Source organism: Variovorax sp. CF313 (assembly GCF_000282635.1).
Classification (GTDB): domain Bacteria; phylum Pseudomonadota; class Gammaproteobacteria; order Burkholderiales; family Burkholderiaceae_C; genus Variovorax.
The window spans coordinates 72,770-88,783 of the sequence record NZ_AKIW01000053.1 but is presented as its reverse complement, the minus strand read 5'-3'; the positions used below and the strand labels follow the sequence as shown (position 1 = coordinate 88,783).

Here is a 16,014-nt window from a genome sequence, read left to right as displayed (position 1 = left end):
CCTGGTGCCTGGTTTGCTATCCGGGGCCGAGACCTGGCCTGCGCCCCGAGCAGGGGGCACAGCGATGAATCTCTCGCTGCCCTTCGTCCGCCGCCCCATAGGCACAGTCCTGCTGACCATCGGCGTCGCCCTCGCAGGCATCGCCGCGTTCTTCGTCCTCCCCGTCTCACCACTACCCCAGGTCGACTACCCGGTCATCTCGGTAAGAGCATCCATCCCGGGAGCAAGCCCCGAGACGATGGCAACCAGCGTGGCAACCCCGCTGGAGCGCCACCTGGGCACCATCGCTGGCGTCAACGAAATGACGTCCACCAGCTCGGTAGGCTCCTCAAGAGTCACCCTGCAGTTCGACCTGAGCCGCAACATCGACGGCGCGGCCCGCGAAGTGCAGGCCGCCATCAACGCCAGCCGCGTGGACCTTCCCGCCACGCTGCGCAGCAACCCGACCTACCGCAAGGCCAACCCGGCGGCCTCGCCGGTCATCATCCTGGCCCTCACGTCCAAGACCAAGACCCCGGGCCAGATCTACGACGCCGTCTCGAACATCGTGAGCCAGCGACTGTCGCAGGTGGACGGGGTGGGCGACGTGGAGATCGGCGGCGGCTCGCTTCCCGCGGTGCGCGTGGAACTGCTGCCTTTCGCGCTCAACCGCTACGGCATCAGCACCGAGGACGTGCGTGCCGCCATCCAGGCCTCCAACGCCAACCGCCCCAAGGGTATCGTGCAGGGCGAAGGCCGCAAGCTCCAGATCTACACGCAGACGCCGGCCCTGCGCGCCAGCGACTACGCCTCGATGGTGGTGGCCTGGCGAAACGGCGCGGCGGTGCGGCTGCAGGACGTGGCGGAGGTGCTCGACGGCGTGGAAGACACGCGCACGCTGGGCCTCTTCAATGGCCAGCCGGCGATCGTCATCCTCATCACGCGGCAGCCCTCGGCCAACATCATCGAAACCGTCGACAGCGTGCGCGCGCTGCTGCCCGAACTGCAGGCGCAACTGCCGCCCGACGTCACGCTGCAGGTCGCGTCGGACAGCACCAACTCCATCCGCGCCTCGTTGCGCGAGGTCGAGTTCACGCTGATCGCCGCGGTGCTGCTCGTGGTGCTGGTGGTCAGCCTGTTCCTGCGCAGCGTTCGCGCCACCATCGTGCCGGCGGTGGCCACGGTGGCGGCCCTGCTCGGCACCTTCGGGGTGATGTACCTGCTGGGCTTCAGCCTCAACAACCTGAGCCTGATGGCGCTCACGGTGGCGACGGGCTTCGTGGTGGACGACGCCATCGTCGTGCTCGAGAACACCAGCCGGCACATCGAGTCGGGCATGACGCGCATGAAGGCGGCGCTGCTGGGCGCGAAGGAAGTGGGCTTCACCGTGCTGTCGATCAGCGTGTCGCTGGTGGCGGTGTTCATTCCGCTGCTGTTCATGGGCGGGCAGGTGGGGCGGCTGTTCCGCGAGTTCGCGATCACGCTGTCGGCGGCGGTGATGATCTCGCTGGTCATCTCGCTCACCACCACGCCGATGATGTGCGCATGGCTCCTGAAGCCCGGCGGCGAGCACGACAAGAACAAGCCGCAGGGACGCCTCGGCCGCATGGCGGCGCGCAGCTACGACTGGGTGCTCAAGCGCTACGAGAACAGCCTCGACTGGGCGCTCGACAGCAAGGCGCTCGTCATGCTCATTCTGGTGGCAGTAGTCGGGCTCAACGTCTACCTGTTCAGCGCCGCGCCCAAGGGTTTCTTTCCGCAGCAGGACAGCGGCCAGCTCAATGGCGGGCTGCGCGCCGACCAGAGCATTTCGTCGCAGGCGCTGGCCGACAAGCTGCGGCAAGTGATCGATATCGTCCGCAAGGACCCCGCGGTTGACACGGTGATCGGCTTCACCGGCGGATCGCGTGCGGGTGGCGGCTTCATGTTCGTCAACCTGAAGCCGGCCAACCAGCGCACGGAAAGCGGCCTGGCCGTGATCGCGCGGCTGCGGCCGCAGCTCAACGAGGTGACCGGCCTGCGCGTTTTCCTCGGCCCCGTGCAGGACGTGCGCTCGGGCGGCCGCGCCAGCAATTCCACCTACCAGTACTCGCTCAAGAGCGACAGCCTGGCCGACCTGCGCACCTGGGCCGTCAAGCTGTCCGACGAACTGAAGCTGCAGCCGGTGCTGACCGACATCGACACCGACCAGGACCAGAACGGCGTGGAGACGGTGGCCAAGGTCGACCCGGACAGCGCGCGCCGGCTCGGCCTGACTTCCACCGCCATCGACAACGCGCTCTACAACGCCTTCGGCCAGCGGCAGGTGGCAACCATCTACACCGAGCTCAACCAGTACCACGTGGTGATGGAGTGGGCGCCGCGCTACACGCGCAGCCCCAATTCGCTGAGCGATGTGTACGTGCCGGCGACCAAGACCTCGGTGATCGGCGGGCAGACGGTGACCACGCAGGTGGCGGCGGCGACGGGTACCACGTCGTCCTCCGGCAGTTCGGCGGCATCGGCCACGGCCGCGAGCGCGACGGTGCCGGTCTCGGCCAACGCGGGCCTGCGCGGCGCGTCGACCGGCAACGTGCTCAGCAACACGCCCACCGCCCTGGTGCCGCTGTCGGCGGTGGCGAAGTTCGAGGAGCAATCCGTCGCAACCTCGGTAAGCCATGAAGACGGCGAGTTGGCGACCACGATCTCGTTCAACCTTGCCGAGGGCGCGAACCTCGGCGACGCGCGCGAGGCCATCGCCAAGGCCGAGGCCAACATCGCCATGCCCACCAACGTGCGCGGCGCGTTCGCCGGCACGGCAGCCAGTGCGCAGCAGTCGCAGGGGCAGCAGTTGATGCTGATCCTGGCGGCGCTGGTCGTGATCTACATCGTGCTGGGCATCCTCTATGAAAGCCTGGTGCATCCGATCACCGTGCTGTCGACGCTGCCGTCGGCCGGCGTGGGCGCGGTGCTGGCGCTGCTGATGTTCCGCATGGAGTTCTCGATCATTGCGCTGATCGGCGTGTTCCTGCTGATCGGCATCGTGAAGAAGAACGCCATCCTGATCATCGACTTTGCGCTGGAGGCGGAGCGCTCGCGCGGGCTCACGCCGCTCGAGGCGGTCCGCGAGGCCTGCCTGCTGCGCTTCCGACCGATCCTGATGACCACGCTGGCAGCCGCGTTGGGCGCGCTGCCGCTGGCCATCGGCTTCGGGGAGGGCGCCGAGCTGCGCCGGCCGCTGGGCGTGGCCATCATCGGCGGGCTGATCGCGAGCCAGCTGTTGACCCTGTTGACGACGCCAGTGGTCTACCTGTTGCTGGACAAGCTGCGCCGCCGAAGCAAACATGAACACGAATTGAGCCGTGCCACGCCCGTCTGAGAACAACACCGCCATGAACGCACTGCTTTCCACTTCGCGCTTTTCGCTCTCGGCGCTCGCGCTCGCCGCGGCCCTCGCCGGCTGCGCCGTCGGCCCGCGCTACGTGCAGCCCACCACCGCCGCGTCCATCGACTGGAAAGAGCAGAAAACCGCCGAAGGCTGGCTGCCCGCCGCGCCGGCCGATGCGCTCGACCGCGGCGAGTGGTGGAAGCTGTTCGCTGACCCCGCGCTCGACGAACTGGCTGGCCGCGTGCAGGTGTCGAACCAGAACATCGCCGCGGCGGTGGCCAACTACACGCAGGCCCAGGCGCTGGTGCGCGGCGAGCGGGCGGCACTGTTCCCGTCGGTGTCGCTCGACGGTTCGGGCAAGCGCTCCGGCACGGTGGGTGGCAGCAGCACGTCGAGCCCGGCGAACACTTTCTCGGTCACGCTCGGCGCGAGCTGGACGCCCGATGTGTGGGGCCGCCTGCGCGAAGCCGTGAGCAGCGCGCAGGCCAACGCGCAGGCGAGCGAGGCCGATCTTGCGGCCGCGCGGCTCTCGGCCATTGGCAGCCTCGCGACCAACTATTTTTCCCTGCGCGAGGCCGATGCCGAGATCGTGCTGCTCGACGAGACCATCCAGGGCTATCAGCGCGCCTTCGAGATCACGAGCAACCGCTATGCGGCCGGCATCGCCGCGCAGACCGATGTGCTGCAGGCGCAGACGCAGCTCGTCAATGCCAAGGCCGAGCGCGTGGGCCTGCAGCGCACGCGCTCCACCTACGAGCACGCCATTGCAATGCTGCTGGGCGTGGCGCCCGCCGACTTCAGCCTGCCGGCCGCGCAATGGACGCCCATGGTGCCCGGCGTGCCGCTCGGCGTGCCTTCCACGCTGCTGCAGCGCCGGCCCGACATCGCGGCGGCCGAGCGCTCGGTGGCGGCGGCCAATGCGCAGATCGGCATTGCGCGCGCGGCGTACTTCCCGAACATCGGCCTCACGGCCTCGGTGGGCAGCAACGCAAGCCGCGTGAAGGATCTGTTCGGTTCGGCCAACACACTGTGGGGGCTCGGGCTGTCGGTGGCACAGGTGATATTCGACGCGGGCGCGATTGCGGCCAATGTCGATTCCGCCAAGGCCGGCTACGAGTCCAGCGTGGCGCGCTACCGCCAGACAGTGCTCACCGCCTTCCAGGCCGTGGAAGACCAGCTCACCGCCAGCGCAACGCTCGCGCAGCAAGAGGGCCTGCGCCGCGAGGCATCCGCGGCGGCCGACAAGACCGAGCAGCAGCTGCTCAACCGCTACCGCGCCGCACAGGTGAGCTACACCGACGTGGTCACGGCACAGGCTGCCGCGCTCAGCGCGCGGCGCACGCTGGTGCAACTGCAGGTCAATCGCCAGAACACTGCCGTCGCGCTGATCCAGGCGATGGGTGGCGGATGGCAGGCCGGGTGGATGGAGGGCAACGCCAAGGCGGATGCGGCAGCACCGCACCCCGCCGCTTCCCGCACGCAGTAGAGCGGCGATGCCGGGGATGGGCGCGAGGCCCATCCGCAAGCCCGCGGGTCAGCGCAGGCGCTTCGCCGGGCCTGATTGCAATGTCACGACGTCCGGGCGGTCAATGCGCCGTACGGTCGATGGTGTGGCCCAGGTAGTCCTTGTCGGTCACCAGCACCCACAGCGCCAGCACCAGGATCACCGCGGCCACGAGCACCGCGTTGACCATGGCCATCTCGATGCCGCGGAAACCGAGCACCCAGGGCGAAACCGCGAGCCAGGCTGCCAGGCCCACCTCGGTCCATTCTTCCCACTGCCGGGGCACGAAGGTCGCACCGAGCGCCACCGCGCCGAGCAGGATGCCGGTCGCAACCATCGTCCACATGGCGGCCGTCGTGCCCGAAAAGCCCAGAACCCAGGGCGAGACGATCAGCCAGGCGCCGGCGACGGCGTTGACAGGGTCTTGCCAATGCTTCACTTGCTTCATGGTCATTACCTCCTGTCGCGACAAGGCGCCGCGACAACGGTTGGATACACCATCGCGGGCAGGGTTCCGCTGGAGGAAGCTAGCTGCCCCGCGCCGCCGGGGCCGTGAGGTAAGCCCCCGATTCGAACAGTTGCGCCTCCGCCTGGTCGATGCGCCGGATCACGGGCTTGCCGGCGCGGCTGGCCAGCAGCTCGACCAGCGCTTCCGTTACCGCCACCCCGGCCGCGACCGAGGGGAAGAACGAGGGGCTGTTGATCGTGAAGAGCAGGGTTTCGTCCGCCAGCAGCGACAGCGGCGAGGCCGCGCTGTCGGTGATGGCAACGATGCGGCAGCCCGCCGCCCGGGCCGCCTGCGCCACCTGCAGCGCCTCGCGCGAGTAGGGCGCAAAGCTCGCCACCACCAGCGCGTCGCCCTTGGCGAAAGCGCGCTGCTGCATCTCCAGCGAGCCGCCCTGGCCGTCGACCAGGTGCACGCTGGCGCGGAAGAGCCGGTACACGTAGACGAATGAAAAGGCGATCGGAAAGCACGCCCTGAAACCCGCGGCGTGCACGGCCGGCGCCTTCTCGATCAGCACGCAGGCCTTCTGCAGCGCCTGCTCGCTTTGCTGGTGGGTGGCCTCGAGGTTGCGGCGCTGCACCTCGAACATTTCGCCCGTCAGCGTCTGATCTTTCGCGCGGCCGACGAGCTGCTTGGCGCGCCCGCCGTAGGTTTCGGAGCCCAGGCCCATGTCGGCGGCAAATGCTTCCTTGAGCTGCGGCCAGCCTCCGAACCCCAGATGCTGGGCGAACCGCACGAGCGTGGCGGGCGTGCTCTGCGAACGCGTGCCGACGTTGCGCATCGAGCCCGTGACCACCTCGTTCGGATGGTCGAGCACGTAGCGCGCCACCTGCTGCAGTGCGGGGCTCAGTTCGTTGAAACGCTGGCGGATCTGCTCTCTGGTGTTCATTGGATGACCTCCGTGCTTCGCACTGCGGTGCGCGCTTGCTTGGGACGGCCCGGCGGCGGCGCTCATGGCTCCGTCTCTCTTCGGCTGCGGTTGGAACAAATGTACCGGAGGTGGAAGACGGGAACAGTTGACGAAACAAATGTTCCAAACAATAATCCGGGCGAAACGTTGGTTCCAAGCATCCGAAACACCATGACGCACGTCTTCCACCGCCACCTTCGCCAGACCCCGCCCGTAGCCGCCGGCTCCCACGGCATGTTCATCCGTGACGCCGAAGGCCGCGAATACCTCGACGCCTCGGGCGGCGCCGCGGTGTCGTCGCTGGGCCATGCGCACCCCGAGGTGCTGGCCGCCATGCACGCCCAGCTCGACAAGCTGGCCTATGCGCACACCAGCTTCTTCACGAGCGAGGTGGCCGAACAGCTGGCCGACGAGATGATCGGCTCCGCTCCCGAAGGCATGAGCCACGTTTACCTGGTGAGCGGTGGTTCGGAGGCGGTGGAGTCGGCGCTGAAGATGGCGCGGCAGTACTTCGTCGAAATTGGCCAGCCGCAGCGCACGCACTTCATCGCGCGCCGCCAGAGCTATCACGGCAATACGCTCGGCGCGCTGGCGGTGGGCGGCAACGCGTGGCGGCGCGAGCCCTTCGCGCCGATTCTCGTGCCGGCCACGCATGTGGCGCCGTGCTATCCGTACCGCGAGCAGCGCGCCGACGAAAGCGCCGAACAGTACGGCCTGCGCCTCGCTGCCGAACTCGAGGCGGCCATCCTCGCGCAGGGTGCCGATCGGGTGATCGCCTTCGTGGCCGAGACCGTCGGCGGTGCCACGGCCGGCGTGCTCACGCCCGTGCCGGGCTACTTCAAGGCGGTGCGCGCGGTGTGCGACAAGTACGGCGTGCTGCTGATCCTCGACGAGGTGATGTGCGGCATGGGCCGCACCGGCTCGCTGCACGCCTGCGAGCAGGAGGGCGTGGTGCCCGACCTGATGACCGTCGCCAAGGGCTTGGGCGGCGGCTACCAGCCCATCGGCGCGGTGCTGGCGCAGCGCAGCATCGTCGATGCCATGTCGAAGGGCAGCGGCTTCTTCCAGCACGGCCACACCTACCTCGGCCATCCGATGGCCTGTGCCGCCGCGCTCGCGGTGCAGCGGGTGATCCGGCGCGACGGGCTGGTGGCCAAGGTGCGCGAAGGCGGCATTGCGTTCGGCGCGATGCTGGCCGAGGCGCTGGGCGCGCACCCGCACGTGGGCGACATCCGTGGCCGCGGCTTCTTCTGGGGCATCGAGTTGGTGGCCGATCGTGCGAGCAAGGCGCCGTTCGATCCGGCGCTGAAGCTCAACGCCACCGTCAAGAAGGACGCTATGGCGCGTGGCCTGCTGTGCTACCCCTTCGGCGGCACGGTCGATGGCCGGCAGGGCGACCACGTGCTGCTGGCACCGCCCTTCATCGCCACGCGGCAGGACCTGCAGGAGATCACCGCGCGGCTCGCGGCCTCCATCGACGCTGTCACGCGCGCCGCTGCGGCAGCTGCGCGCTGAGCACCACTTTTTCAGTTCTCTTTTCCTTCAACCGTCCTTCCGAGGAGCGTTCCATGCCCAAGCTTCGTCTGCCGTTTCCCTTCGGTGCCACCGCGCTCGCGATGCTCTTCGCGGCCCTCATGCCGCTCACGGCCGCACAGGCCCAGGACAACGACACGCTTGCCAAGATCAAGGCCAGCGGCGCCATCACCTTCGGCTACCGGGAGTCGTCGTTCGGCTTCTCGTACCTCGACGGCAACCTCAAGCCCGTGGGCTACAGCATCGAGATCTGCAACCGCATCGTCGAGGCGGTGAAGGCCGAGCTGAAGCTGCCCGCCATCGAGATCAAGTACCAGGCTGTCACCTCCGCCAACCGCATGCCGCTGGTGCAGAACGGCACGGTCGACATCGAGTGCGGCTCCACCACCAACCTGGTCGAGCGCCAGAAGCAGGTGGCGTTCTCGCCGGACATCTTCCGCTACAACGTGCGCATGCTGGTGAAGGCCGATTCGGGCATCAAGGGCATCGCCGACCTGCAGGGCAAGACCGTGGCCACCACCACCGGCACCACCTCGTTCCGCCTGCTGCGCGAGGCCGACCGGGGCCGCAGCCTCGACGTGACCAACCTCGCGGGCAAGGACCACAGCGACTCCTTCCTGCTGGTGGAAAGCGGCCGCGCCCAGGCCTTCGTGCTCGACGACATCCTGCTGGCCGGGCGGATCGCGAATGCGCGCAACCCGAAGGACTTCCTCATCACCGGCGAGAGCCTTCGCACCGAGAACCAGTCGCTGATGTTCCGCAAGGACGACCCGGCCTTCAAGGCGCTGGTCGACCGCGTGGTGTCGGGCATGATGAAGTCGGGCGAGATGGAAAAGCTCTATGCCAAGTGGTTCATGTCGCCCATCCCGCCGAAGGGCATCAACATCAACTACCCGCTCAACGCCGAGACGAAGGACGCCTTCGCGAACCCCTCGTCGAAAGGCATCTGAACCCCCGTGACCCCATGACTCGCATTGCCCTGATCCACGCCCTGTCGCATTCGGTCGCGCCCATCAACGACGCCTTCGCGCGCGACTGGCCCGAGGCTCGGCGCATGAACCTGCTCGACGACAGCCTGTCGGCCGACCTCGCGCGCAACGGCAGCAAGGGGCTCGACGGCGCCATGCACGAGCGCTTCCAGCGGCTCGCGCAGTACGCGGTCGACACGGGCGCGCAGGGCATTCTCTTCACCTGCTCGGCCTTCGGGCCGTGCATCGAGGCGGTGGCGCGGCGCCATGCGGGCATTCCGGTGCTCAAGCCCAACGAGGCCATGATCGACGAGGTGGCGCAAGGGCAGGGGCGGCTCGGGCTGATCGCCACCTTCGCGCCGACGCTGGCCTCCATGCCGCCCGAGTTTCCGCGGGGTACGGCAATCGAACCCGCGCTGGCCGAAGGCGCGCTCGACGCATTGAATGCCGGCGACACGCAGCAGCACGACGCCCTGATCGCCGCGCAGGCCGTGGCCCTGAGCAAGCGCGGCTGCACGCGCATTGCCTTGGCCCAGTTCAGCATGGCGCAGGCGCGCGCCGCCTGCGAAACGGCCAGCGGCCTGCCGGTGCTGACTACGGTCGACAGCGCAGTGCGCGCACTGCGCCGGCGCATCGGGCCCGGGTCAGCGTGAGCGCGAGCCTTCGATGACCGAGAACAGCACCGTCATCGCGATCTGCGCCGCGTCGCTGCGCCCCAGGTAGCGGGGGATGCCGGTTTCGCGGTCGGTTGCGTCCAGGCCTTGCGACAGCCGCCGGTAGATGTCCGCCGAGGGCATGCACGCCGAGGTGCCCAACGCATCGCAATAGGTGTCGATGAGCACGCCCGCGAGCTGCTCGCTCTGCGCGTTCGACAGCTTCATCGGGGTGCCCGCGAACACGGCGGCGATGCAGTGCATCAGGTAGGCCTGCGTTTCGAGCGAGAACGACTGCTGCCGCACGTAGCACTCGACGGCTGCCCAGAACAGCGGCTCGGAGGTGCGGCGCCAGCTTTCCAGCACCTTGCGCGCCTTGGCCACCAGGTCGGCGTGCGCATCGCCGGGCTCGGTGGGGCGCAGCGCCAGGCCCTGCAGCGTGAGCGCGGCCTCGGGGCCGGCCGCACCGAGGATGAAGCTCCAGAACTTCCAGCGGGCGTACCACTTCTTGTCGCGCGCCGGGTCCAGCGTTTCGAGCAGCCGGAAATCGATGCTCTGCATGGCGTCGACCTGCTGTTCGGCCATGTTGCCGCCGCCGAGGTCCAGCACCGGCATGCCCGATTGCATGCGGTCGGCCGCGATATGGCCCTGCGCCACGATGCCGACACTCGTGCCCGAGCGGTCGATGTCGAGCAGCCGCTGCATCAGCTGCTGCAGCTCGCTGGCCGATGCGCCGGTGGCCTCGGCCACCCGCCGCATCGAGGCGCGCTGCTCGCGCTCGAGATCCTGCGCGTTCTTCCGGCGGTCTTCGCCGTGGTCGTCGGCGGTCGAGGCGTGTTCTTCGAGCCCATTGTTGGGCGTGAACGTTCGCATTGGTCAAGGCTCCTTCGGGCGCCACACATGCCCGAACATGACCGACTGTGTGCCAACGCACCGGGTCTGAACATCACCCGAACAGGGGAGCCTGAATGGCGCCTGACTGCTCCCTCGCGATAATGGCCGCTCTTCAAAGGAGTGCGCGTGGACATTGTTTTGCTGGTCAAGGCCGCCGTGATGGGCATCGTCGAAGGGCTGACCGAATTCCTGCCGATCTCGTCGACCGGCCACCTGATTCTTGCGGGCTCGCTGCTCGGTTTCGACGACGACAAGGCCAAGGTCTTCGACATCGCCATCCAGACCGGCGCGATCTTCGCGGTGATCCTGGTCTACTGGCACAAGATCAAGTCGACCGTCGTCGCGCTGCCCCGGCAGCCGAAGGCGCAGCGCCTGGCGCTGAACATCTTCATCGGCTTCCTGCCCGCGGTGGTGCTGGGCCTGCTGTTCGGCAAGGCCATCAAGGCGCACCTGTTCATCCCGACCGTGGTGGCGAGCACCTTCATCATCGGCGGCTTCATCATCCTCTGGGCCGAGAAGCGGCCGCCGGGTTCGGTGCGCGTGGAGCATGTCGACGACATGTCGCCCTGGGACGCACTCAAGGTCGGCCTGGTGCAATGCTTCGCGATGATCCCCGGCACCAGCCGCAGCGGCTCGACCATCATCGGCGGCATGCTGCTGGGGCTGTCGCGGCAGGCGGCGACCGATTTCTCGTTCTTCCTGGCCATTCCCACGCTGATCGGCGCCGGCGTGTACAGCCTCTACAAGGAGCGCGCGCTGCTGTCGGTGGCCGACCTCCCGCTGTTCGCGGTGGGGCTGGTGTTCTCGTTCATCAGCGCATGGTTGTGCGTGCGCTGGCTGCTGAAGTACATCAGCACCCACAACTTCATTCCGTTCGCCTGGTACCGCATCGCCTTCGGCATCGTGGTGCTGGCCACCGCGTGGAGCGGAGCGGTGGTCTGGGCGGAGTAACTTTGCGCGGCGCTCAGCTTGCCTTTGCCGCCAGCGGCACCTGAAGCGTCAGCCGCGTCTCGCCCGGGCGCGACTGCAGCCGCAGTTCGGCCCCGAGGCGCCGCGCCCGGGCGCGCAGGCTGCGCAGTCCGGCACCCGCGCCCTTGTCGGCGCCATCGACCACGAAGCCGCGGCCGTCGTCGCGCACGCTGAGCTGCAGACCCGCGCCGGTGCGGGTCACGGCCACGTCCACGTGCCGGCCTGCGCTGTGCTTGAGCGCGTTCGTCAGCGCTTCCTGCAGGAAGCGCAGCAGGTCGAGGCTCTGTGACGGCGGCAGCTCGAGCGTCTCGATGTTCGATACCTGCCAGCGGCAGTCGATGCCGTTCGCGTCGAGCAGCTGCGAGGTGCGATGGCGCAAGGGCGCGAGCAGCTCGCCGAATGCACGCGCCCCGTCGTGCTGGCCCGCGGCCTCGATGATCAGCCGCAGGTCGTCGCGCAGGCTCTTGAGCATCGCGAGCAGTGCGGGCGCGGAAAGCTCTTCGGGCCTGCGTTCCAGCGTCGCGATGCTGCCGACCAGCATGCCGCCCAGCCCGTCGTGCAGGTCGCTCGCGAGGTTCACCCGCTCGCCGATGCGCGCATGCGCCAGCTCCAGTGCATGCTGCTGCGCGAGCGTGGCGGCCAGTTCGGCCTTGGCGGTGTTCACCTCTTCGATGAGCTCGGTGTTGAAGTTCTCGATGCGCTTCAGGCTGCTCACGAAGCGCCCGGCCTGCGTCAGCGCCATGCCCAGCAGCAGCACGTACGACGACATGGTCGTGTAGTAGATGTTGCTGTGGATCACCTGCATGAACACCAGCAGGTCGTGCATTGCCGTTGCCGCCGACACGGCCATGAAGGGCGCGAGCGAACGCATCGGGCTCGCGCGGTGCCGCAGGGCGTGCACGATCGATGCGCTGTTCACCGCAATGACCGTGAGGCCACCCACCAGCGTCCAGATGGCGCGGTGAACCGGCAGGTCCAGGCCGCTCGCCAGCCACAGGTCGAGCACGCCGGCCAGCGCGACCAACAGTGCCGCCGCTTCAAGGCGCGGCATGCGCGATGCGCAGAAGCGCAGCGCAAAGACGATGTAGGACACGCCGAAAACCAGAAGCAGCGAAGTGTTGAGCGCCTGCCACCCGTGGTTGGAGGCAAACGGCCAGGGACTGGTGGCGATCTGGTTGTAGCCGAACAGCAGCCACAGCACCGACATCAGCGCGAACCATCCGTAGGCCGCCTCGCGCCGCCGCAGCAGCCACAGCGCGGCGAAGAACCCTGAGACCGCCGCGCTGACCGCGAGGCCCAGCACCTGCAGGTCGCGGCGCACGAACCGCTCCCGCTCGTAGGTCGCCTGCACGGCGGCGGGCCTGCCGAGACTGACCGGGCCCAGGCCGGCCTGGTAGGCAGACAGGCCCGAGACGCGGACCGTCAGCATGTTGGTGGCGCCCGGCTTCAGCAGCGGCGGCGCCAGCAGCCAGTAGCGCGGCATGTTCCAGGCGCGGGTCAGCGGTTCGACCAGGTTCTGGTCGCGCGAAATCGGCGTGCCGTTGAGCGAAACCTCGCCGGCCATGTTGAGGTAGTGCAGCAGCAGGCCCGTTTCGTTGGTCTGCGCGGGCTGGTCCCAGGTCAGCCGGTACCAGACCACGCCGTCGAAGCCGGGCCAGCGTTCGGCCCAGCTGTCGGGCAGCGTGACGCGCGTCCATCCGTCGGTCGGCGGGCTGGTCTCGTTCCAGCCCGTGCCTCGCACCGCTTCGACGCGGAGGTCGGGAGGTGGGGGCTGCTGCGCGAGCGTCCTCGCAGGGATGGAAACAAGGAGGAAGAAAAGAAGGGCGCCCATCAACGCGGCAAGCAATGCCTGTGCGGGCGATGCGGGCTGCCGGCTCCTCATCCGATCCAGATCCTTCATTTACCAGTTCTCGGGGATGGCCTCGATGAAAACGAAAAGACACACTTTGCCATGTTTTGTCTTGGTTGTTCATGGAGGGAGAAGTCGATGTCCATCCGGATCCACGCGCAGCTGCTGGCGATTGCCTTGTCTTTCGCGGGAAGCGCACATGCCGCCGGCTATGCCGCCGGTGGCGCGGGCAACGCAGGCCCCGCCCAACCCGGCTGGTCGTCGAGCGCCGGCGGCGCCGCGGCTACGGTCTCAGGAGACGGTTCCACTGCGATCGGCGCGGGTGGCGATGGCAGCAACGGAACTGCTGGCGGAATAGGTGGAACGGGCGGCGTTGGCGCCAGTGCGACCGCGAATGGTTCGACGGCCATCGGGGGCGGTGGAACCGCGGGGCAAGGTATCGCGGGCGGCACGGGCGGGGCAGGGGGAAGCGGCGCGCAGGCCACGTCTTCCGGCGCCATTGCCGTCGGCGCTGGCGGCGCCGGCGTTGACGGTTGCTGCGGCTTCCCCGGCCGCGCCGGCGGCAGCGGCGCGCAGGCCACGGGCAACTCGGCGGTCGCCATCGGGAGCGCCTCTGGCACCAGCCAAGGCGCAGTGGCGTCCGGCAATGGCAGCACGGCGATCGGCGGCGCGAACGGTGGCGCTTCGGGCGCGGCGGCGCTTGCGACAGGCGGTGTGGCGATCGGCTCGGGCAGTCGGGTCGAAAGCGGTGCGAGCGGCAGCGTGGCCATTGGCGCGAACTCCGTTGCCACGGCGGCCAATACGGTCTCCTTCGGGTCCACCGGCCAAACGCGCGGCCTGGTCAACGTCAGTGCGGGATCGGTGACCGCCACGAGCACCGACGCGGTCAACGGCGGCCAGCTGTACTCGGTGCGAGAGACCGCCGACACCGCCCTGGCAACCGCCAGCGGCGCAACGGCCATGGCTGGGCTTGCCCTGGCCGCAGCGACGGTGGCCGAGGGCACGGCGAACACCGCGCTTGCCAATGCAGGCACGGCACAGGCCATGGCGAACGGAGCCCAGACAGCGGCTGTTGCTGCCCAAGGAACGGCGAACACCGCGCTCGCCAACGCGAGCACGGCCCAGACCACGGCCAACGGAGCCCAGGCTGCGGCAGCAGCGGCCCAGGGCACGGCGAATACTGCCTTGGGCGTGGCGAACAACTCGGTCCAGTACGGTCCGGGTGGCGCGACCGTCAGCCTGAATGCCAACGGCGGCGCGGGAACCACGCTCAGCAACGTTCGCGCCGGCACGGCCATGACGGATGCCGCCAACGTCGGGCAGGTCCAGCAGGCCGAGCAAGGCGCCGTGGCGACCTCCAACAGCTTCACGGTGCAGCAGGTGGCCGCATTGCAGAGCGTCATGAATCAGGCCTTCGCCAACGGCCTGTGCAGCTTCAGCGGAGGCAGCGTGACCTGCGGCACGGGCAGCAAGGCCACCGGTGCGGGCGCCACGGCGATGGGCACCAATGCCACGGCCAACGGGGACAGCACCACCGCCGTCGGCAGCGGCGCCGAGGCCCGCCATGCCGGCTCGGTCGCCATCGGTGCAGGCGCCAGGGCGCTGGCCGATCCCACCACCGCCGTAGGCAACAACGCGGTGGCCACCGGCAACAACGCCGTGGCGGTCGGGGCCAACACGCTGGCTTCGGGCAGCAATGCGGTCGCGCTGGGCCAGGGCTCGGTGGCCGATCGCGACAACACCGTGTCGGTGGGCAACGCGGCCACCGGGCAGTTGCGCGGCATTGCGAATGTTGCGCCCGGCGTGCTAGGCACCGACGCCGTCAACGTCAACCAGATGCAGCAGGCGGTGAGCAGCGCGACCAGCCAGGCGAATGCCTTTGCCGCAAAGGGCATTGCAGCGGCGCTCGCCATGCCCTCCATGCCGACGCTTGCGGCAGGCAGGAAGTGGATGGGGGCCGCCGCGGGCAACTACGCCGGCGCATCCGCCATCGGCTTCGCTTTCGGCTACCAGGTCAACGACAACCTGAACCTGGGGCTGGGTGTGTCCACGGCCACCAGCAGCGGCAGCAGCAACCGAATTGCCGCCCGCGTTCAGGCGGGCTATGCATGGTGAAGGGCAGGGAAGAAGGCCGGCGCGGGTCAGGTCAGCGCAGCAAGCCGTGCCGCCGGCCCTCGAAGACGGCTTCGGTGCGCGAGCTGACGGCCAGCTTGCGGTAGATGTTCTTGGTGTGGCATTCCACGGTCAGCCTGGAGATCGACAGTGATTCGGCCATGTCGCGGTTGCTCAGGCCTTGCGAGACGAGCTCCAGTATCTTGCGCTCCCGGGGCGTGAGCGCGGCCGGTGCTTTGCCGGAGGCCTGCACCGCCGCTTCGGCCGGCGGCGGCTGGTGTGTCGCCAGCCAGGCGAGGATGTGGCGGGCGATGCTCGGGTCGATGGGCGCGCCGCCCTGTTCGATGCTGCGCAGCGCGATGCCCAGCTCGATGTCGTCACGCTCCTTGAGCAGGTAGCCGATGGCGCCTGCGCGCAGGGCTGCGAAGATGATTTCCTCCGTGCGCCAGGCCGAGATCACCACCGCCGGAACGCCCGGGTGGTGCGCCTGCAGCCAGCCGATGAGCTCGACCCCGCTGCCGTCGGGCAGGCCGATGTCCACCAGCACCACGCCGTAGCCCTGTTTGTCGAGCAGTTGCCGGGCGCCGGCGACGCTGTCGGTCACCGAAATGCGGTTCTCGTCGCAGCCGAGGGTGGACAGCACGTAGCGCAGACGCTCCTGCATGGCCGGCTCGTCCTCGACGATCAGCGTGGGGCTCAGCGAAACGGGTTCGGCGTCTTCGGTCGGAAAGGGGGGCATGCGGCGGATTCTTCGGCCAGGCCGGCGAGCCG

Annotated in this window: 12 protein-coding genes; 7 read left to right on the top strand and 5 right to left on the bottom strand. The window is 68.6% G+C overall.

All coding sequences use genetic code 11. The features are described 5' to 3' along the window. The first annotated feature begins 64 nt into the window (after nucleotides 1-64). Nucleotides 65-3,337: an efflux RND transporter permease subunit gene (locus PMI12_RS14765; protein ID WP_007833809.1), complete on the top strand. Its 3,273-nt coding sequence runs from the start codon at nucleotides 65-67 to the stop codon at nucleotides 3,335-3,337. A 13-nt stretch (nucleotides 3,338-3,350) separates the two neighbouring features. After that, the gene (locus tag PMI12_RS14760; protein ID WP_007833807.1) at nucleotides 3,351-4,832 is read left to right on the top strand and encodes an efflux transporter outer membrane subunit; all 1,482 of its coding nucleotides are present in this window, start codon (nucleotides 3,351-3,353) and stop codon (nucleotides 4,830-4,832) included. Nucleotides 4,833-4,932: 100 nt separating this feature from the next. Here the strand turns inward: PMI12_RS14760 and PMI12_RS14755 are convergent, their stop codons facing one another. Both PMI12_RS14755 and PMI12_RS14750 read right to left on the bottom strand, forming a co-directional pair. Beyond that, the gene (locus PMI12_RS14755; protein ID WP_007833805.1) at nucleotides 4,933-5,298 is read right to left on the bottom strand and encodes an SPW repeat protein; all 366 of its coding nucleotides are present in this window, start codon (nucleotides 5,296-5,298) and stop codon (nucleotides 4,933-4,935) included. 79 nt (nucleotides 5,299-5,377) lie between these two features. Further along, nucleotides 5,378-6,244 (bottom strand): MurR/RpiR family transcriptional regulator, encoded by an 867-nt coding sequence (locus tag PMI12_RS14750; RefSeq protein ID WP_007833803.1) that lies wholly within the window; start codon nucleotides 6,242-6,244, stop codon nucleotides 5,378-5,380. A gap of 192 nt (nucleotides 6,245-6,436) precedes the next feature. Between PMI12_RS14750 and PMI12_RS14745 the strand changes: the two genes are divergently transcribed. Genes PMI12_RS14745 through PMI12_RS14735 form a run of 3 tightly spaced genes read left to right on the top strand, consistent with a single transcriptional unit; the run spans nucleotide 6,437 to nucleotide 9,419 of the window. Beyond that, a complete protein-coding gene (locus PMI12_RS14745) occupies nucleotides 6,437-7,780 on the top strand; it encodes an aspartate aminotransferase family protein (RefSeq protein ID WP_007833792.1) in 1,344 nt (447 codons plus the stop codon). A 53-nt stretch (nucleotides 7,781-7,833) separates the two neighbouring features. Then, a complete protein-coding gene (locus PMI12_RS14740) occupies nucleotides 7,834-8,748 on the top strand; it encodes a transporter substrate-binding domain-containing protein (protein WP_007833790.1) in 915 nt (304 codons plus the stop codon). Between the two features lie 14 nt (nucleotides 8,749-8,762). After that, on the top strand, nucleotides 8,763-9,419 hold the full coding sequence (locus PMI12_RS14735) for an aspartate/glutamate racemase family protein (RefSeq protein ID WP_007833783.1): 657 nt from the start codon (nucleotides 8,763-8,765) through the stop codon (nucleotides 9,417-9,419). Here the strand turns inward: PMI12_RS14735 and PMI12_RS14730 are convergent. Then, the gene (locus PMI12_RS14730; protein WP_007833781.1) at nucleotides 9,411-10,292 is read right to left on the bottom strand and encodes a hypothetical protein; all 882 of its coding nucleotides are present in this window, start codon (nucleotides 10,290-10,292) and stop codon (nucleotides 9,411-9,413) included. The two genes, PMI12_RS14735 and PMI12_RS14730, sit on opposite strands and share 9 nt — an antisense overlap. 147 nt (nucleotides 10,293-10,439) lie before the next feature. Here PMI12_RS14730 and PMI12_RS14725 point away from each other — a divergent pair, with 147 nt between their 5' ends. Beyond that, nucleotides 10,440-11,264, top strand: a complete 825-nt coding sequence (locus PMI12_RS14725) for an undecaprenyl-diphosphate phosphatase (protein WP_007833779.1) — start codon at nucleotides 10,440-10,442, stop codon at nucleotides 11,262-11,264. A 13-nt stretch (nucleotides 11,265-11,277) separates the two neighbouring features. On the opposite strand, the gene PMI12_RS14720 is transcribed toward PMI12_RS14725, so the two are convergent. Next, nucleotides 11,278-13,164 carry a sensor histidine kinase gene (locus tag PMI12_RS14720; protein ID WP_007833777.1) on the bottom strand — a complete coding sequence of 629 codons (1,887 nt, stop codon included), beginning with the start codon at nucleotides 13,162-13,164 and terminating at the stop codon, nucleotides 11,278-11,280. Nucleotides 13,165-13,269: 105 nt separating this feature from the next. On the opposite strand from PMI12_RS14720, the gene PMI12_RS14715 reads away from it, so the two are divergent. Further along, nucleotides 13,270-15,246: a YadA family autotransporter adhesin gene (locus PMI12_RS14715; protein WP_007833776.1), complete on the top strand. Its 1,977-nt coding sequence runs from the start codon at nucleotides 13,270-13,272 to the stop codon at nucleotides 15,244-15,246. A gap of 31 nt (nucleotides 15,247-15,277) precedes the next feature. Here the strand turns inward: PMI12_RS14715 and PMI12_RS14710 are convergent, their stop codons facing one another. Then, on the bottom strand, nucleotides 15,278-15,982 hold the full coding sequence (locus PMI12_RS14710) for a response regulator transcription factor (protein ID WP_007833775.1): 705 nt from the start codon (nucleotides 15,980-15,982) through the stop codon (nucleotides 15,278-15,280). Nucleotides 15,983-16,014: the final 32 nt, after the last annotated feature.